The organism is Ramlibacter albus, assembly GCF_014297445.1.
GTDB classification, from domain to species: domain Bacteria; phylum Pseudomonadota; class Gammaproteobacteria; order Burkholderiales; family Burkholderiaceae_C; genus Ramlibacter; species Ramlibacter albus.
Map to the genome: position 1 here is coordinate 64,788 of NZ_JACORU010000017.1, position 12,616 is coordinate 77,403.

Annotated in this window: 12 protein-coding genes; 1 reads left to right on the top strand and 11 read right to left on the bottom strand. The window is 69.2% G+C overall.

Translation table 11 applies throughout. The annotated features are described in order from the left end of the window. Position 1 precedes the first annotated feature (1 nt). Entirely contained in the window at positions 2–634 is a 633-nt protein-coding gene (locus H8R02_RS28325; protein ID WP_187085114.1) for an LON peptidase substrate-binding domain-containing protein, read from the bottom strand. A gap of 55 nt (positions 635–689) precedes the next feature. Here H8R02_RS28325 and H8R02_RS28330 point away from each other — a divergent pair, with 55 nt between their 5' ends. Further along, positions 690–1,244 (top strand): YggT family protein, encoded by a 555-nt coding sequence (locus H8R02_RS28330; protein ID WP_187085116.1) that lies wholly within the window; start codon positions 690–692, stop codon positions 1,242–1,244. Here the strand turns inward: H8R02_RS28330 and accD are convergent. From accD to H8R02_RS28380, 10 genes are all read right to left on the bottom strand, one after another. Then, positions 1,237–2,109: an acetyl-CoA carboxylase, carboxyltransferase subunit beta gene (accD, locus tag H8R02_RS28335; RefSeq protein ID WP_187085118.1), complete on the bottom strand. Its 873-nt coding sequence runs from the start codon at positions 2,107–2,109 to the stop codon at positions 1,237–1,239. The genes H8R02_RS28330 and accD overlap by 8 nt on opposite strands. 19 nt (positions 2,110–2,128) lie before the next feature. After that, the gene (gene trpA / locus H8R02_RS28340; protein ID WP_187085119.1) at positions 2,129–2,944 is read right to left on the bottom strand and encodes a tryptophan synthase subunit alpha; all 816 of its coding nucleotides are present in this window, start codon (positions 2,942–2,944) and stop codon (positions 2,129–2,131) included. Further along, entirely contained in the window at positions 2,941–4,188 is a 1,248-nt protein-coding gene (gene trpB / locus H8R02_RS28345) for a tryptophan synthase subunit beta (protein ID WP_187085121.1), read from the bottom strand. The genes trpA and trpB overlap by 4 nt, the downstream gene beginning before the upstream one ends. Next, positions 4,166–4,870 carry a phosphoribosylanthranilate isomerase gene (locus H8R02_RS28350; RefSeq protein WP_187085123.1) on the bottom strand — a complete coding sequence of 235 codons (705 nt, stop codon included), beginning with the start codon at positions 4,868–4,870 and terminating at the stop codon, positions 4,166–4,168. Before H8R02_RS28350 ends, trpB begins: the two co-directional genes overlap by 23 nt. Then, complete coding sequence (truA, locus tag H8R02_RS28355; protein WP_187085125.1) at positions 4,867–5,655, bottom strand: tRNA pseudouridine(38-40) synthase TruA; 789 nt, start codon at positions 5,653–5,655, stop codon at positions 4,867–4,869. Before truA ends, H8R02_RS28350 begins: the two co-directional genes overlap by 4 nt. 24 nt (positions 5,656–5,679) lie before the next feature. Then, positions 5,680–8,754, bottom strand: a complete 3,075-nt coding sequence (locus H8R02_RS28360) for a motility hub landmark protein FimV (protein ID WP_354004990.1) — start codon at positions 8,752–8,754, stop codon at positions 5,680–5,682. A 166-nt stretch (positions 8,755–8,920) separates the two neighbouring features. Further along, entirely contained in the window at positions 8,921–9,313 is a 393-nt protein-coding gene (locus H8R02_RS28365) for a type IV pilus assembly protein FimV (RefSeq protein WP_187085128.1), read from the bottom strand. Positions 9,314–9,315: 2 nt separating this feature from the next. After that, complete coding sequence (gene asd / locus H8R02_RS28370; protein WP_187085130.1) at positions 9,316–10,446, bottom strand: aspartate-semialdehyde dehydrogenase; 1,131 nt, start codon at positions 10,444–10,446, stop codon at positions 9,316–9,318. A gap of 82 nt (positions 10,447–10,528) precedes the next feature. Then, the gene (leuB, locus tag H8R02_RS28375; RefSeq protein WP_187085132.1) at positions 10,529–11,620 is read right to left on the bottom strand and encodes a 3-isopropylmalate dehydrogenase; all 1,092 of its coding nucleotides are present in this window, start codon (positions 11,618–11,620) and stop codon (positions 10,529–10,531) included. Beyond that, complete coding sequence (locus tag H8R02_RS28380) at positions 11,617–12,606, bottom strand: hypothetical protein (RefSeq protein WP_187085134.1); 990 nt, start codon at positions 12,604–12,606, stop codon at positions 11,617–11,619. Before H8R02_RS28380 ends, leuB begins: the two co-directional genes overlap by 4 nt. Positions 12,607–12,616: the final 10 nt, after the last annotated feature.

Below are 12,616 nucleotides of genomic sequence, written 5' to 3' on the forward strand. Positions count from 1 at the left end.
CCTAGTTTGTGATGCCGGTGCGGGTGAGCACGTCGCTCACCAACTCGAGGCGTACGAGCGGGTTCTCCAGCTCCATCAGGCGCTGCTTGAGCTGGACCGGCAGCGGCAGCAGCTCGCACCAGCGGTTCGCCACCCAGCCGCAGTCGTCGAGGCGCAGCGGCCCCTCGATCGGCAGCGGCTCGCCTTCGGGCGCGCGCTGCTGCAGCGACTGGATCAGCTTGGCCAGCGCATCCGCGGTGCCCTTGAGGTCCTCGGGAATGGCGACTTCCATGTCGGCGTCCATGCGCTCGACGTCGGCCACCCAAAGCCCGTGCTTGAGCTGGTCGCTCGACGTGATGCGAAAGCGCTGCGCGCCGTTCGCGCGGATCAGCAGCAGGCCAGGACGCGGCGACTCGAACTGGGCGATGGTAGCCAGCGTGCCGACCGTGGAGAACGCCTCTTTCTGGCCCGGCTGGCGCACTTCGCTGCCCTGCGTGAGCGACACCACGCCGAAGGGCGCGCCGGCCTTGTGGCACTTGGCGATCATGTCGAGGTAGCGCACCTCGAAGATGCGCAGCGGCAGCACGCCACCGGGGAACAGGACTGTGCCGAGGGGGAACAGCGGGAGGGACTGCAGGGTGAGGGCGGCGGCCACGGGTAGCGGGGGATTCGAAGCCGTATCATCCCACGGCCAAGCCGACCGCGCACCGATGCTCTACCAAATCATTTCCTTCCTGCTCGAAGTGGCCGCCGGCCTCCTCGGAGGCGCGTGCCTGCTGCGCATGTACATGCAGTACCAAAGGATTCCGTTCGGCAACCCGGTGGGCCGCTTCGTGTTTGCGCTCACTGACTGGCTCGTGCTGCCGCTGCGCCGGGTGCTGCCGCCCGTCGGCAAGGTGGACACCGCCAGCATCGTCGCGGCGTACCTGGTGACGCTGGTGCAGTACGCCATCGTCTGGCTCCTCATCCTGCGCGGCGTCTCGCCGGCGGTGGTGCCGGTGCTGGCGATCTTCGCGCTGCTGCGCCTCGTCATCTCCGGCCTGATGGGCCTGGTGCTGGTCTACGCCATCCTGTCGTGGGTGCGCGCGGATTCGCCCATCGTGGACGTGATCGACCGGCTCTGCGCGCCGCTGCTGCGGCCTTTCCGCAAGCTGATCCCGCTGGTGGGCGGGATCGATTTGTCGCCGCTGGTGCTGCTGGTGCTGCTGCAGATCGCGTCGTTCGTGCTGCAGGAGGTGCAGCGCTCGGTGGTGCGTATCAGCTGACCGCGTCAGCTGCCTGGCGTTGCAGCATGGCCAGCACGTTCGCCACCGTCTTGCGCAGCTCGCGGCGGTCGCAGATGAAATCCACGGCGCCCTTCTGCTGCAGGAACTCGGCGCGCTGGAAGCCCTCGGGCAAGGTCACGCGCACGGTGGACTCGATCACGCGCGGGCCCGCGAAGCCGATGAGGGCCTTCGGCTCCGCGATCACCACATCGCCAACGAACGCAAAGCCCGCGCTCACGCCGCCCATGGTGGGGTCCGTGAGCACGCTGATGTAGGGAAGGCCCTTCTTCGCCAGGCGCGTGAGCGAGGCATTGGTCTTCGCCATCTGCATCAGCGACAGCAGGCCCTCCTGCATGCGCGCGCCGCCGGTGGCGGTGAAGCAGAGGAACGGTACCTTCTGTTCGATCGCCGTCTCGACGCCGCGCACGAAGCGCTCGCCCACCACGCTGCCCATCGAGCCGCCCATGAAGTCGAACTCGAAGGCAGCGGCCACGAGGCTGATGCTGTGCACCGCGCCGCCCATCACCACCAGCGCGTCGGTCTCGCCGGTGTTCTCCATCGCCTCTTTCAGGCGCTCGGGGTACTTGCGGCTGTCCTTGAACTTCAGCGGGTCGACCGGCACCACCTCCTGGCCGATCTCGTAGCGGCCTTCGGGATCGAGGAACGCGTCGAGGCGCGCGCGCGCGCCGATGCGGTGGTGGTGGCCGCAGCTCGGGCACACGTTCTGGTTGCCTTCGAGGTCGGTCTTGTACAGCACCGTCTCGCAGCTCGGGCATTTGACCCACAGGCCCTCGGGCACGCTGCGGCGCTCGTTGGGGTCGGTCTGCTGGATCTTCGGCGGGAGCAGTTTCTCAAGCCAGCTCATCGGGGCTCCTTGGCGGGAATCAGTGATTATCGTCCAGTGCCGAGCGGATCTCCCGCAGGAAAGCGCCCAACGCGGCGGCGGCATTTCCGCGCGGCTGCTCCTCGGCCACCTGGATGACCTTGGAGCCGATCACCACCGCGTCGGCCACCTTGCCGATGGCCCGGGCCGATTGCGCGTCGCGGATGCCGAAGCCCACGCCGACGGGCACTTTGACATGCTGGCGGATGCGCGGCAGAGCTTCACCGACGGCTTGCGTGTCGAGGTTGCCGGCGCCGGTGACACCCTTGAGCGAGACGTAGTAGACGTAGCCGCTCGCGATGCGCGCGACCTGCTGCATGCGCTTCTCGGTGCTCGTCGGCGCGAGCAGGAAGATCAGGTCCATGCCGTGCTTGCGCAGCTCGGCGGCGAAGGCTTCGCACTCCTCGGGCGGGTAGTCCACGATGAGCACGCCGTCCACGCCGGCCTCTGCGGCGTCGCGAACGAACGCGCCTTCGCCACGTTCGAGGTCGTAACGCTCAACGGGGTTCGCATAGCCCATCAGCACGACGGGCGTCTTGTCGTCGCGCTGGCGGAACTCGCGGACCATGTCCAGCACCTGCACCGTGCCGATGCCGAGGGCCAACGCCTTCTCGCCCGCACGCTGGATGACGGGTCCATCGGCCATCGGGTCGGAGAAGGGAACGCCCAGCTCGATCACGTCCGAGCCCGCTTCGACCATGGCGTGCATCAGCGTGGGCGTGATGTCCGCGAACGGGAAACCCGCGGTGATGTACGGGATGAGGGCCTTGCGGCCCTGCGCCTTCAGTTGCGCGAAGGTGGGGTCGATGCGGCTCATTTCGGCTGCCCCTTGAGCGTGAGGCCGCGCATCGAGGGCCTGTCGTAGAAGTCGACGCCCGAAAGGTCCGCCACGGTGCCGATGTCCTTGTCGCCACGGCCGGAGAGGTTCACCAGGATCTTCTGGTCGGGCCGCATCGTCTTCGCGAGCTTCATCGCATACGCGATCGCATGGCTCGATTCCAGCGCGGGGATGATGCCTTCGGTGCGGCACAGGTAGTGGAAGGCTTCGAGCGCTTCCTTGTCCTTGATGCCGACGTACTCCGCACGCTTCGTGTCCTTCAGCCACGCATGCTCAGGCCCGACGCCGGGGTAGTCGAGCCCCGCGCTCACGCTGTGCGTCTCGGTGATCTGGCCGTTCGCGTCCTGCAGGATGTAGGTGCGGTTGCCGTGCAGCACGCCGGGGCTGCCGCGCTGCAGCGACGCCGCGTGCTTGAGCGTGTCGAGGCCTTCACCCGCGGCTTCCACGCCGATCAGGCGCGTGTTCTCGTACGGGATGTACGGGTAGAAGATACCCATCGCGTTGCTGCCGCCGCCCACGCACGCGATCACCGCGTCGGGTTGCGAGCCGGCCATCTCCTGCATCTGCTCGATGCTCTCGTTGCCGATCACGCTCTGGAAGTCGCGCACCATCATCGGGTAGGGGTGCGGGCCCGCGACGGTGCCGATGATGTAGAACGTGTTCTCCACGTTGGTCACCCAGTCGCGCATCGCCTCATTCAGCGCGTCCTTCAGCGTCTTGCTGCCGGACTCCACCGGCACGACGGTGGCGCCCAGCAGGTTCATGCGGTAGACGTTGGGGCTCTGGCGCTTGACGTCCTCGCTGCCCATGTACACCACGCATTCGAGGCCGTAGCGCGCACAGATCGTCGCCGTCGCGACGCCGTGCTGGCCCGCGCCGGTCTCCGCGATCACGCGCGGCTTGCCCATGCGGCGCGCGAGCATCGCCTGGCCGATCACGTTGTTGATCTTGTGCGCGCCGGTGTGGTTGAGGTCCTCGCGCTTGAGGTAGATCTGCGCGCCGCCCTGTTCGCGGCTCATGCGCTCGGCGTGGTAGACCGGCGAGGGGCGGCCGACGAAGTGCTTGAGCTCGTACGCGAACTCGCGCTTGAACTCCGGGTCGTGCTGGTATTTCGCGTAGGCGAGCCGCAGCTCTTCGATGGCGTGCGTGAGCGTCTCGCTCACGAAGCTGCCGCCGTATTTCCCGAAGTGGCCTGTCGGGTCAGGTTGCTGATAGGAGGGCATTCGTGGACCTTGCAAGGAGTGCGTCGGCGGCGCGCACGGCCGCGACGAACTGGTTGATCTTTGCGGCGTCCTTGATGCCCTTGGAGGCCTCGACGCCGCTACTCACGTCAACCGCCAGCGTCCTGCAACGCGGGCGCACCTGCACGATGCCATCGGTCACGTTTGCAGGCGTCAACCCACCACTCAAAACGAGGTGACTGTCGACGCTTGTTGGAAGGAGTGACCAATCGAATGCCTTGCCGCCGCCGCCATAGCCTTCGACATGCGCGTCGACGAGGATGGCCTGGGCGTGAGAATAGTCGGTGGCGAATTTTACCAAGTCGAACCCGGCCCCATCCAGCGGGATGCGGGCCGCGCGCATGTAGGGGCGGCCGCGGGCCGCATCGATGCATTCCTGCACGGTCTCGTCGCCGTGGAACTGCAGCATCGCGGCGGGGACTTCGTTGCACGCGGCCTGAACCGCATCGACGCCCGCGTTGACGAACAGCAGCACGGGCGTCACGAAGGGCGGCAGGCGGCGGGCAAGCTCACCGGCGCGTTGCGCGCTGACGTAGCGCGGGCTCTTGTCGTACTGCACGAAACCCACCGCGTCCGCACCGGCGGCCACTGCCGCATCCACGTCCTGCTCGCGCGTCAGGCCGCAGATCTTGATGCGGGTGCGGTGGTCCAGCGGGTTGGTCATGGCAGCCAATGATAGAGAGGCGTTTCGGCCGGCAGGTTCCACCTGGCGTCGTACACCGGCCCGACGAAATAAAGCCCATCCGGCGAGAACGTCGGCGCGGCGGCGTCGCGACTGCGTGCGTCGCGCACAGCCGCCATCCAGTCCGGCTCATGCAGCCCCTGCCCGACGGCGACGAGGCAGCCCATGATGTTGCGGATCATGTGGTGCAGGAAGGCATTGGCCTCGAACTCGAAGCGCCAATAGGGGCCGCGGCGCGCGATTTCGATGCGGGTCATGGTCTTCACCGGTGTCTTCGCCTGGCACGACGACGCGCGGAACGACGTGAAGTCGTGCTCGCCCAGCAGGTGCTGCACGGCCGCGCGCATGGCATCGGCGTCGAGGGGGCGGAAAACCCAGCCCGCGCGGCCATGCTCCACGCTGGGCCTCACGGGGCTTTCGAGCAGCACGTACGCGTAGCGCCGCGCGATGGCGCTTGCGCGCGAGTGGAATTCGTCCGGCACCGCGCGTGCCCACTGCACGGCAATGTCCGGCGGCAGGAAGGTGTTGGTGCCGCGCACCCAGGAGAACGCTTCGCGTTGGAGGTCGGTGTCGAAGTGCACCACCTGGTTGAGGCCGTGCACGCCGGCATCGGTGCGGCCCGCGCAGAGCGTCGTGACTGGATCCAGCTGCGCAGAGAACTGCGCGAGCGCCCCTTCCAGCTTGTCCTGCACGGTATTGCCCGACGGCTGGCTCTGCCAGCCATCGTAGCCTTGTCCGTTGTAGCTGATGCCGAGCGCCATGCGCATGGCGCTTCTCCGTGACGCCTCGCGTTAACCGATTTCGGCGAGCAGCTTCTGCGCGCGCGACTTGAGGTCGCCCTTCGCCTCGGCCAGCACTTCCTCGGCGAGGCTGCGCGCACCGTCGGCGTCGCCGATGGCGTTGAACTCCTCGGCCAGCGCCAGCTTGGTGGCGAGCGGGTCGGCACCGTCTTCGCTGGCGCCCAGGCTGACCGGGCCGGTGCTGTCCCCGGCGTCGAGCGAAAGCGTCGGCATCGCCGGCTCGGCCACCGGGGCGGCTGGTGCCTTGGCCGCGGGCGCGGGTGCCGGGCTGCCGGGCAGGTCGAGCGAAAGCGCGCCGAGGTCGAACTCGATCATGCCCGGGTCCTTGGCCTCGGCCGCGGGTGCCGCCGCCACGGGCGCCGCCACAGGCGCGGCAGGCGGCGGGGGCGGGGCGGGCAGGGGCTCCGGCGTGAAGCTCAGGCTGTTCTCGTTGAGCGTGAGGTCGGGCGCGTCCAGGCGCACGGCTTCGGGCTCCGACACGGCGGGCAACTCGAGCGCGGCGGGCGCGGGCTCGGCTGCTGCGACGGCCTGCGTCTTTTCACTGCCGAAATCCATGTCCAGCGGCGGGGGCGAGCCGGTGACGTCGAAGGCAACCGTGCGCTCGCTGGCGGGCGCCTGGGTACCGGCCGGCGTGGGCGCGGCAGCAGCCGGCGCCTCGGGCTCGTCGCCGAGCGAGAAGTCGAGGTCGAGGTCGAGGTCGACATCGCCGCCGCCGGCGTCCGCAGCGGGCGCTGCGACGGGCTGCACGGCCGGCGTGATCGACGTGGTGCCGAACGAGCCCGTGGCCGCGTGCGCCGCGGCCGCGGCCGCCATCGCGCTTTCGCCGGGCTGCCCGCCCGGGCGGTACATCGGGTTGGCCGGGTCGAGGTCGCGGCCGAGCTCGCAGATGTGCTCCCACTCCGGCCCCTGGCCGTGCGTGAGGTTGTAGGCCTCGGTGGCCACGACTTCGAAGGCCTTGGCGTCGCGGCGCTTCGCGTAGATCTCCAGCAGCTTGGCGTGGATGGCCACGCGCTGCGGGTTGGTGCGCAGCGCTTCCTTGAGGATCTCCTCGGCCTGCAGGTCGCGGCCGTAGGCGAGGTAGACGTCGGCTTCGGCCACCGGGTCCACGTCGCCGGCGGCATCGAGCTGGCTCGGCGAGTACACCATCGACGAACCGGTGGCGGCGCTGCTCTCCGCCGTGTCGATGCGCTGGCCGCCGCTGGCGCCGAAGAACGAGTCCGGCTGCAGGCGGCTTTCGAGGAAGGAGCTGTCGACCTGCGTGGCCTTGCGCTTCTGGCGCACGCGGTAGACGCCGAAGCCGGCCAGCAGCGCGAGGGCGGCGAGAACGACACCCGGGATGAGCGGGTTCTCCATCAGCTCGTCCATCAGGCTGGGTTCGGGCGGCGGAGGCGGCGGCGGTGCCTTGGGCTTGGGCGCGGCGGCGGCCGCAGGCGCGGGCGCGGCAGCGGAGGCAGCCGGGCTACCGGTGCCGGCAGGTGCTGCGCCGGGAGCGCCTGTACCTGCGGGACCGGCGACGGGCGCGGCCGCGGAACCGGACGCAGCAGGCGCCGTGGCCGTGGCAGGTGCCGGAGCCGGCGTCGCCGCTGCGGACGCCGGCTTCGCGGCCGAGGCCGGTGCAGCGGCTGCAGGCGTCGCGGCAGGCGAAGGTGCGGACGCAGCCTTCGACGCAGCAGCTGCCGCAGCCGGCGCAGCGGCCGAAGCGGGTTTCGATGCGGCGGCGGCGGGTGCAGCGGCGGCAGTTGCGGGCGTCGCGGCGGATGCGGGCCGCGCGGATGCGGCTGCAGCAGCTGGCACGGCCGCAGAAGCGGGTCGGCCCGCCGATGCGGCAGCGGCCGGCGCCGAAGCAGGGCGCGCCGCACTCGCGGCCGGCGCACCGGCCACAGGCACGCCAGGCCGGGCGCCGCTTGCGGCAACGCCAGGCGCGAGCTTGCCCAGCTCGGTGAGGTTGCGATTGAGTTCGGCCACGCGCGTGGCGGCGTCCTGCTGCGCGCGCTGGCGGGCGATCTGGTCGGCGCTCGCGGCGCCCTTCGCGGCCACGGCGCCCTTCGACAGCTGCAGCTTGTCGGGCGAACCGGCACCGGGTTTCTTGTCCTCGACCTTGGCCGTGACGCGGCCGGTGGCGACGCGGTCCGAGCCCTTGGGGACGGTGGTGGCCACGCCCTCGGCGACGCGGCGACGGAATTCATTGAAGTCGCGACTTTGCGCGACGAGCGTCTGCTTCGCGTCCTCGTGCGGCACCATCGCCGCCTCTTCGCCGCTCGGCACCTGCAGCACCGTGCCGGCGCGCAGGCGGTTGATGTTGCCGCCGATGAATGCGTCCGGGTTGGCGCGCAGCATCGCCACCAGCATCTGGTCGAGCGAAACCGTGGCGGGCTTGTTGGCGGCGGCTATCTTGCCGGCCGTTTCGCCGGCCTGCACGGTCACCTGCTTGCCGTCGCCGCTGGGTGCGGGTGCGGGCGCACCTGCGGGTGCAGGTGCGCGTGCCGTGGAGGGCGCGCGCGTACCCGGTGCGGGCCGGGTGCCCGGCGCGGGCCGCGTGCCCGCGGCGGGCGGCACGACCCGCTGGCTGATCGAGGGCGTGGGCACCGGGGACGTCTGCGCCGCAACCGGCGGCGCGGGGGCGCGCGCGGTCGGCGGGTCGAACAGCATCGTGTAGTCGCGCACGATGCGGCCGGACGCCCACGAGGTCTCGAGGATCAGGTCGACGAAGGGGTCGTTGACGACGCGGTCGCTTTCCAGCCGCAGGAAATAGCGGCCGTCGGGGCGGCGCTGCAGCGTGATGCGGACGTTGCCGAGCGCCGGGTTGTAGTCGAGGCCCGCGGCGCGGAACGTGTCGGGCGAGGCCACCTGCGCGCGCAGCGAGGCCACTTCGTCGGCGTTGATCTCGGGGATCTCGACGTCGGCGCGCAAGGGCTCCCCCAGCGCGGACGTTACCGTCACGCGGCCGAGTGCCAAGGCCTGCGCGTCCGAGCTGATGACGCCGAGGGCAACCGCCGCTGCCAGTGCCAGTGCGGACACGCGGCCTTGCGGCTTGCTCCAGTTCGGCGTCCCCACTGCTCGTTTCACAGGCAGTCTTGTTCTCTTCATGCGGCCCGTCGCCTCTAGGCTAAATTCGAAAAAGGACCATAGCATCAATGTCTTAGACTGACAAGCTGAGACACCTCTTAATGTCCGCGAGGCCCTTTTGCACCGCAAGCCCTGCGTTGCGATGCGACAACGGAAAGGCCGCGATTCATCGTTTCCCGATGCGCAGCGTGTAATCGCGCAGCAATCGGCCCGAGGAACTGGTGGCTTCGATCAGCAGGTCCACGAACTCCTCGCGCACCGGGCTCTTGCCCGTGATCCGCAGCAGGGCGGGCCCGTCGGGCCCCTGGACGATGTCCACGCGCGCCGCTTCCAGCGAGGGGCTGTAGTCCACGCCGGCGGCCATATAGGTTTCGACGCCGGCCACCGCCACCTTGAGCGAGGCGGCTTCGGCCGCGGTGACGGCCGCGATGCGGATTTCCGCCCGAAGCGGCGCGCCCAGCGCGGAGTGGACGCGGACCTCGCCCAGCTCCAGCCCGTGCGCCTGCAGCGTCGTGATGAAAAGGCCCAGAACTGCAGCCGCCCTGGACCCGGCCCTCACCGCTAGGCGTCCAGCAGGATGCGCAGCATGCGGCGCAGCGGCTCGGCCGCGCCCCACAGCAGCTGGTCGCCGATCGTGTAAGCGCCGACATATTCCGGGCCCATCGCCAGCTTGCGGATGCGGCCGACCGGGATATCGAGCGTGCCGGTCACGGCGACGGGCGTCAGGCCGGCCAGCGTCGCCTCCTTCGTGTTGGGGATGACCTTGGCCCACGGGTTGTCGGCCGCGATCATCGCTTCGATGTCGGCGACCGGCACGTCCTTCTTCAGCTTGAAGGTCAGGGCCTGGCTGTGGCAGCGCATGGTGCCCACGCGGACGCAGAACCCGTCCACCGGGATCGGCTGGGCATTGCCCATGATCTTGTTGGTTTCGGCGCCGGCCTTCCACTCCTCGCGGCTGACGCCGTTGCCCAGGTCCTTGTCGATCCAGGGGATGAGCGAGCCGCCCAGCGGCACGCCGAAGTTGGCGACCTCGTCACCCGAGAGCGACTGCTGGCGCGCGAGGATCTTGCGGTCGATCTCGAGGATGGCGGACTTGGGGTCGTCCAGCAGCGCGCGCACCTCGGCGTTGAGCGTGCCGAACTGCGTGAGCAGCTCGCGCATGTGCTGCGCGCCGCCGCCCGAGGCCGCCTGGTACGTCATGCTCGACATCCACTCCACAAGGCCCGCCTTGTACAGCGCGCCCACGCCCATCAGCATGCAGCTGACGGTGCAGTTGCCGCCGATCCAGTTGCGGCCGCCCTTTTGCAGCGCGTTCTTGATGACGGGCATGTTGACGGGGTCGAGGATGATGACCGCGTCGTCCTTCATGCGCAGCGTGGAGGCCGCATCGATCCAGTGGCCGGTCCATCCGGCCGCGCGCAGCTTGGGGAACACCTCGGTGGTGTAGTCGCCGCCCTGGGCCGTGATGACGATGTCGCACTTCTTCAGCGCTTCGATGTCGAAGGCGTCCTTCAGCGTGGTCTCGTTCTTCGCCTGGGCCGGGGCCTTGCCGCCCGCGTTGGACGTGGAGAAGAACACCGGCTCGATGAGGCCGAAGTCGCCTTCGGCCTGCATGCGGTCCATGAGGACCGAGCCGACCATGCCGCGCCAGCCGACGAGGCCGACGAGGGGTTGTTGTGCCTTGAGATTCATGCGAACGCCCTTTCAGTTTGAAGTCCTGGGTTCCCCGGCTCGTCTGACACCGGGGAGGGCGCACATGACGAACCGGAGCTTGCTAGCTCTTGGTAGTCGTCTTTTTCGTAATCGCGGCCACGACGGCGTCGCCCATTTCGAGCGTGCCGACCTTCGTGGTGCCTTCGGACCAGATGTCCGCCGTGCGCAGCCCCTGGGCCAGCACGGACTTCACCGCGGACTCGATCCGGTCGGCGGCTTGGGGCTGGTTGAGGGAGAAGCGGAGCATCATGGCAGCAGACAGTATTGTAGCCAAAGGATTAGCCACCCCCTTGCCCGCAATGTCCGGCGCGCTGCCGTGGGACGGTTCGTACAGGCCCTGGTTGCCCGCGTTGAGGCTGGCCGAGGGCAGCATGCCGATGGAGCCGGTGAGCATGGCTGCCTCATCCGAGAGGATGTCGCCGAACATGTTGCCGGTGACCACCACGTCGAAGAACTTGGGCTGCTTGACCAGCTGCATCGCGGCGTTGTCCACGTACATGTGGTCCAGCTTCACGTCGGGGTACTGCTGGCCCACCTCGGTGACCACGTCCTTCCAAAGCTGGAAAGTCTCCAGCACGTTGGCCTTGTCGACGCTGGTGACGTGCTTGTTGCGCTTGCGGGCGGCCTGGAAGGCGACGTGCGCGATGCGCTCGATCTCCGGGCGCGTGTAGCGCATCGTGTCGAAGGCTTCCTCGGCCCCAGGGAAGTGCCCGTCCGGGGCGCTGCGGCGGCCGCGGGGCTGGCCGAAATAGATGTCGCCGGTGAGCTCGCGGATGATCAGGATGTCGAGGCCCGACACCAGCTCGGGCTTGAGGCTCGACGCATGCGTGAGCTGCTCGTAGCAGATCGCTGGTCGGAAGTTGGCGAAAAGGCCCAGGTTCTTGCGCAGGCCCAGGATGGCCTGCTCGGGGCGGAACTGGCGATCGAGCTTGTCGTATTTCCAGTCGCCCACCGCGCCGAAGAGGATCGCGTCCGCTTCCCTGGCGAGCTTGAGCGTCGCTTCGGGCAGCGGATGGCCGTGCTTGTCGTACGCGGCGCCGCCGACGTCGGCCGACTCCATCTCGAACTTCAGGTCCAGCACGTTCAGGACCTTGACGGCCTCCGCCACGATTTCGGTACCGATGCCGTCGCCCGGCAGCACTGCGATCTTCATTTGTCCTGTTCCTGGTTGGCGGCCTCGCGCAGCAGTGTTTCGAGCTGGCGCAGCAGGCCGGGGTTGGGGGCGGGGCGCCCGCTGGCGAGCAGCATGAAATTGTCCGCCGCGATCTCTTCGGGGTGGTGCAGGTAGCGCGTATTGCCGCCGGTGCGCTGGAAGTACGCGGGTGTGCGGTACGCCGGCAGCCATTGTGGCTCCGTGCCCTGCAATTGCGCGCGGCTCGGCGCGCCGGGCTCGGGCGGTGCGAGGACGAGCAGGCGCACGTCGAGCACGCTGAAGATGAAATCGGTGGGCGAGGGCTGCGTGTGCTTCGCGACCAGCACGGGCATCACGCGCACCGTGCGGCCTTCATGTTCGAGCGTGAGGGCGTGGCGGTTTTGCGGCGCGTCCGGGTTGGTGAGGTTCAGGCCGAGCCATGCGTGCGGCCATTGCAGCGGTGCGGCAGGTTCGAAGCCATACAGGCCGTAGATGCGCGAGGCCAGCCGCGGGTTCGCACGCGAGGACACGTGGAAGAACTCGTGCGCCATCACCGCCGCGTCGGCGCCGGGCGCCATCGCGAAGCCGCGCGGGATGAAGATCGCCTCGCCGCGCGTGTGCGGCACGTTGCCGGGTTGCGTGCCGTCGATGAGGACGAGGGTCACGGTCCGCGGCAACGGCAAGCGCAGCTCGACGAGCCGCGGCGCCGCGCCTTCGACTGCCGCGCGCCAGCGAGCCACGTCTTCGTTCGTCCACTCGACGGCGTTGCGCGCCATGACTTCACGGAATTCGGCGCGGCTGACCGGGCGCGAGGCCTTCGCGATCAGCGCCCTTTCGAAATCGCTCGTCGCGGCAACCCACTCGTCGTCGCGCGCGAGCTCCGTGCGAGCCTCGTCGAGCGTGGCGAAGCGCACCTGCGTCCGGCCGACGGCAACCGGCTCGAACGCGAGCGCCGGCTGCAGCGCCGCGAAGGCGAGCACCAGCAGGAAGGCGCGCAGCACTCGCACGGCGGGAAGC

Bases quoted from the DNA above. Each gene is read 5' to 3' on its own strand.
- asd (WP_187085130.1), bottom strand. From the start codon at position 10,446: ATGAATCTCAAGGCACAACAACCCCTCGTCGGCCTCGTCGGCTGGCGC.
- trpB (WP_187085121.1), bottom strand. From the start codon at position 4,188: ATGCCCTCCTATCAGCAACCTGACCCGACAGGCCACTTCGGGAAATAC.
- leuB (WP_187085132.1), bottom strand. From the start codon at position 11,620: ATGAAGATCGCAGTGCTGCCGGGCGACGGCATCGGTACCGAAATCGTG.
- H8R02_RS28330 (WP_187085116.1), top strand. From the start codon at position 690: ATGCTCTACCAAATCATTTCCTTCCTGCTCGAAGTGGCCGCCGGCCTC.
- H8R02_RS28350 (WP_187085123.1), bottom strand. From the start codon at position 4,870: ATGACCAACCCGCTGGACCACCGCACCCGCATCAAGATCTGCGGCCTG.
- accD (WP_187085118.1), bottom strand. From the start codon at position 2,109: ATGAGCTGGCTTGAGAAACTGCTCCCGCCGAAGATCCAGCAGACCGAC.
- trpA (WP_187085119.1), bottom strand. From the start codon at position 2,944: ATGAGCCGCATCGACCCCACCTTCGCGCAACTGAAGGCGCAGGGCCGC.
- truA (WP_187085125.1), bottom strand. From the start codon at position 5,655: ATGCGCATGGCGCTCGGCATCAGCTACAACGGACAAGGCTACGATGGC.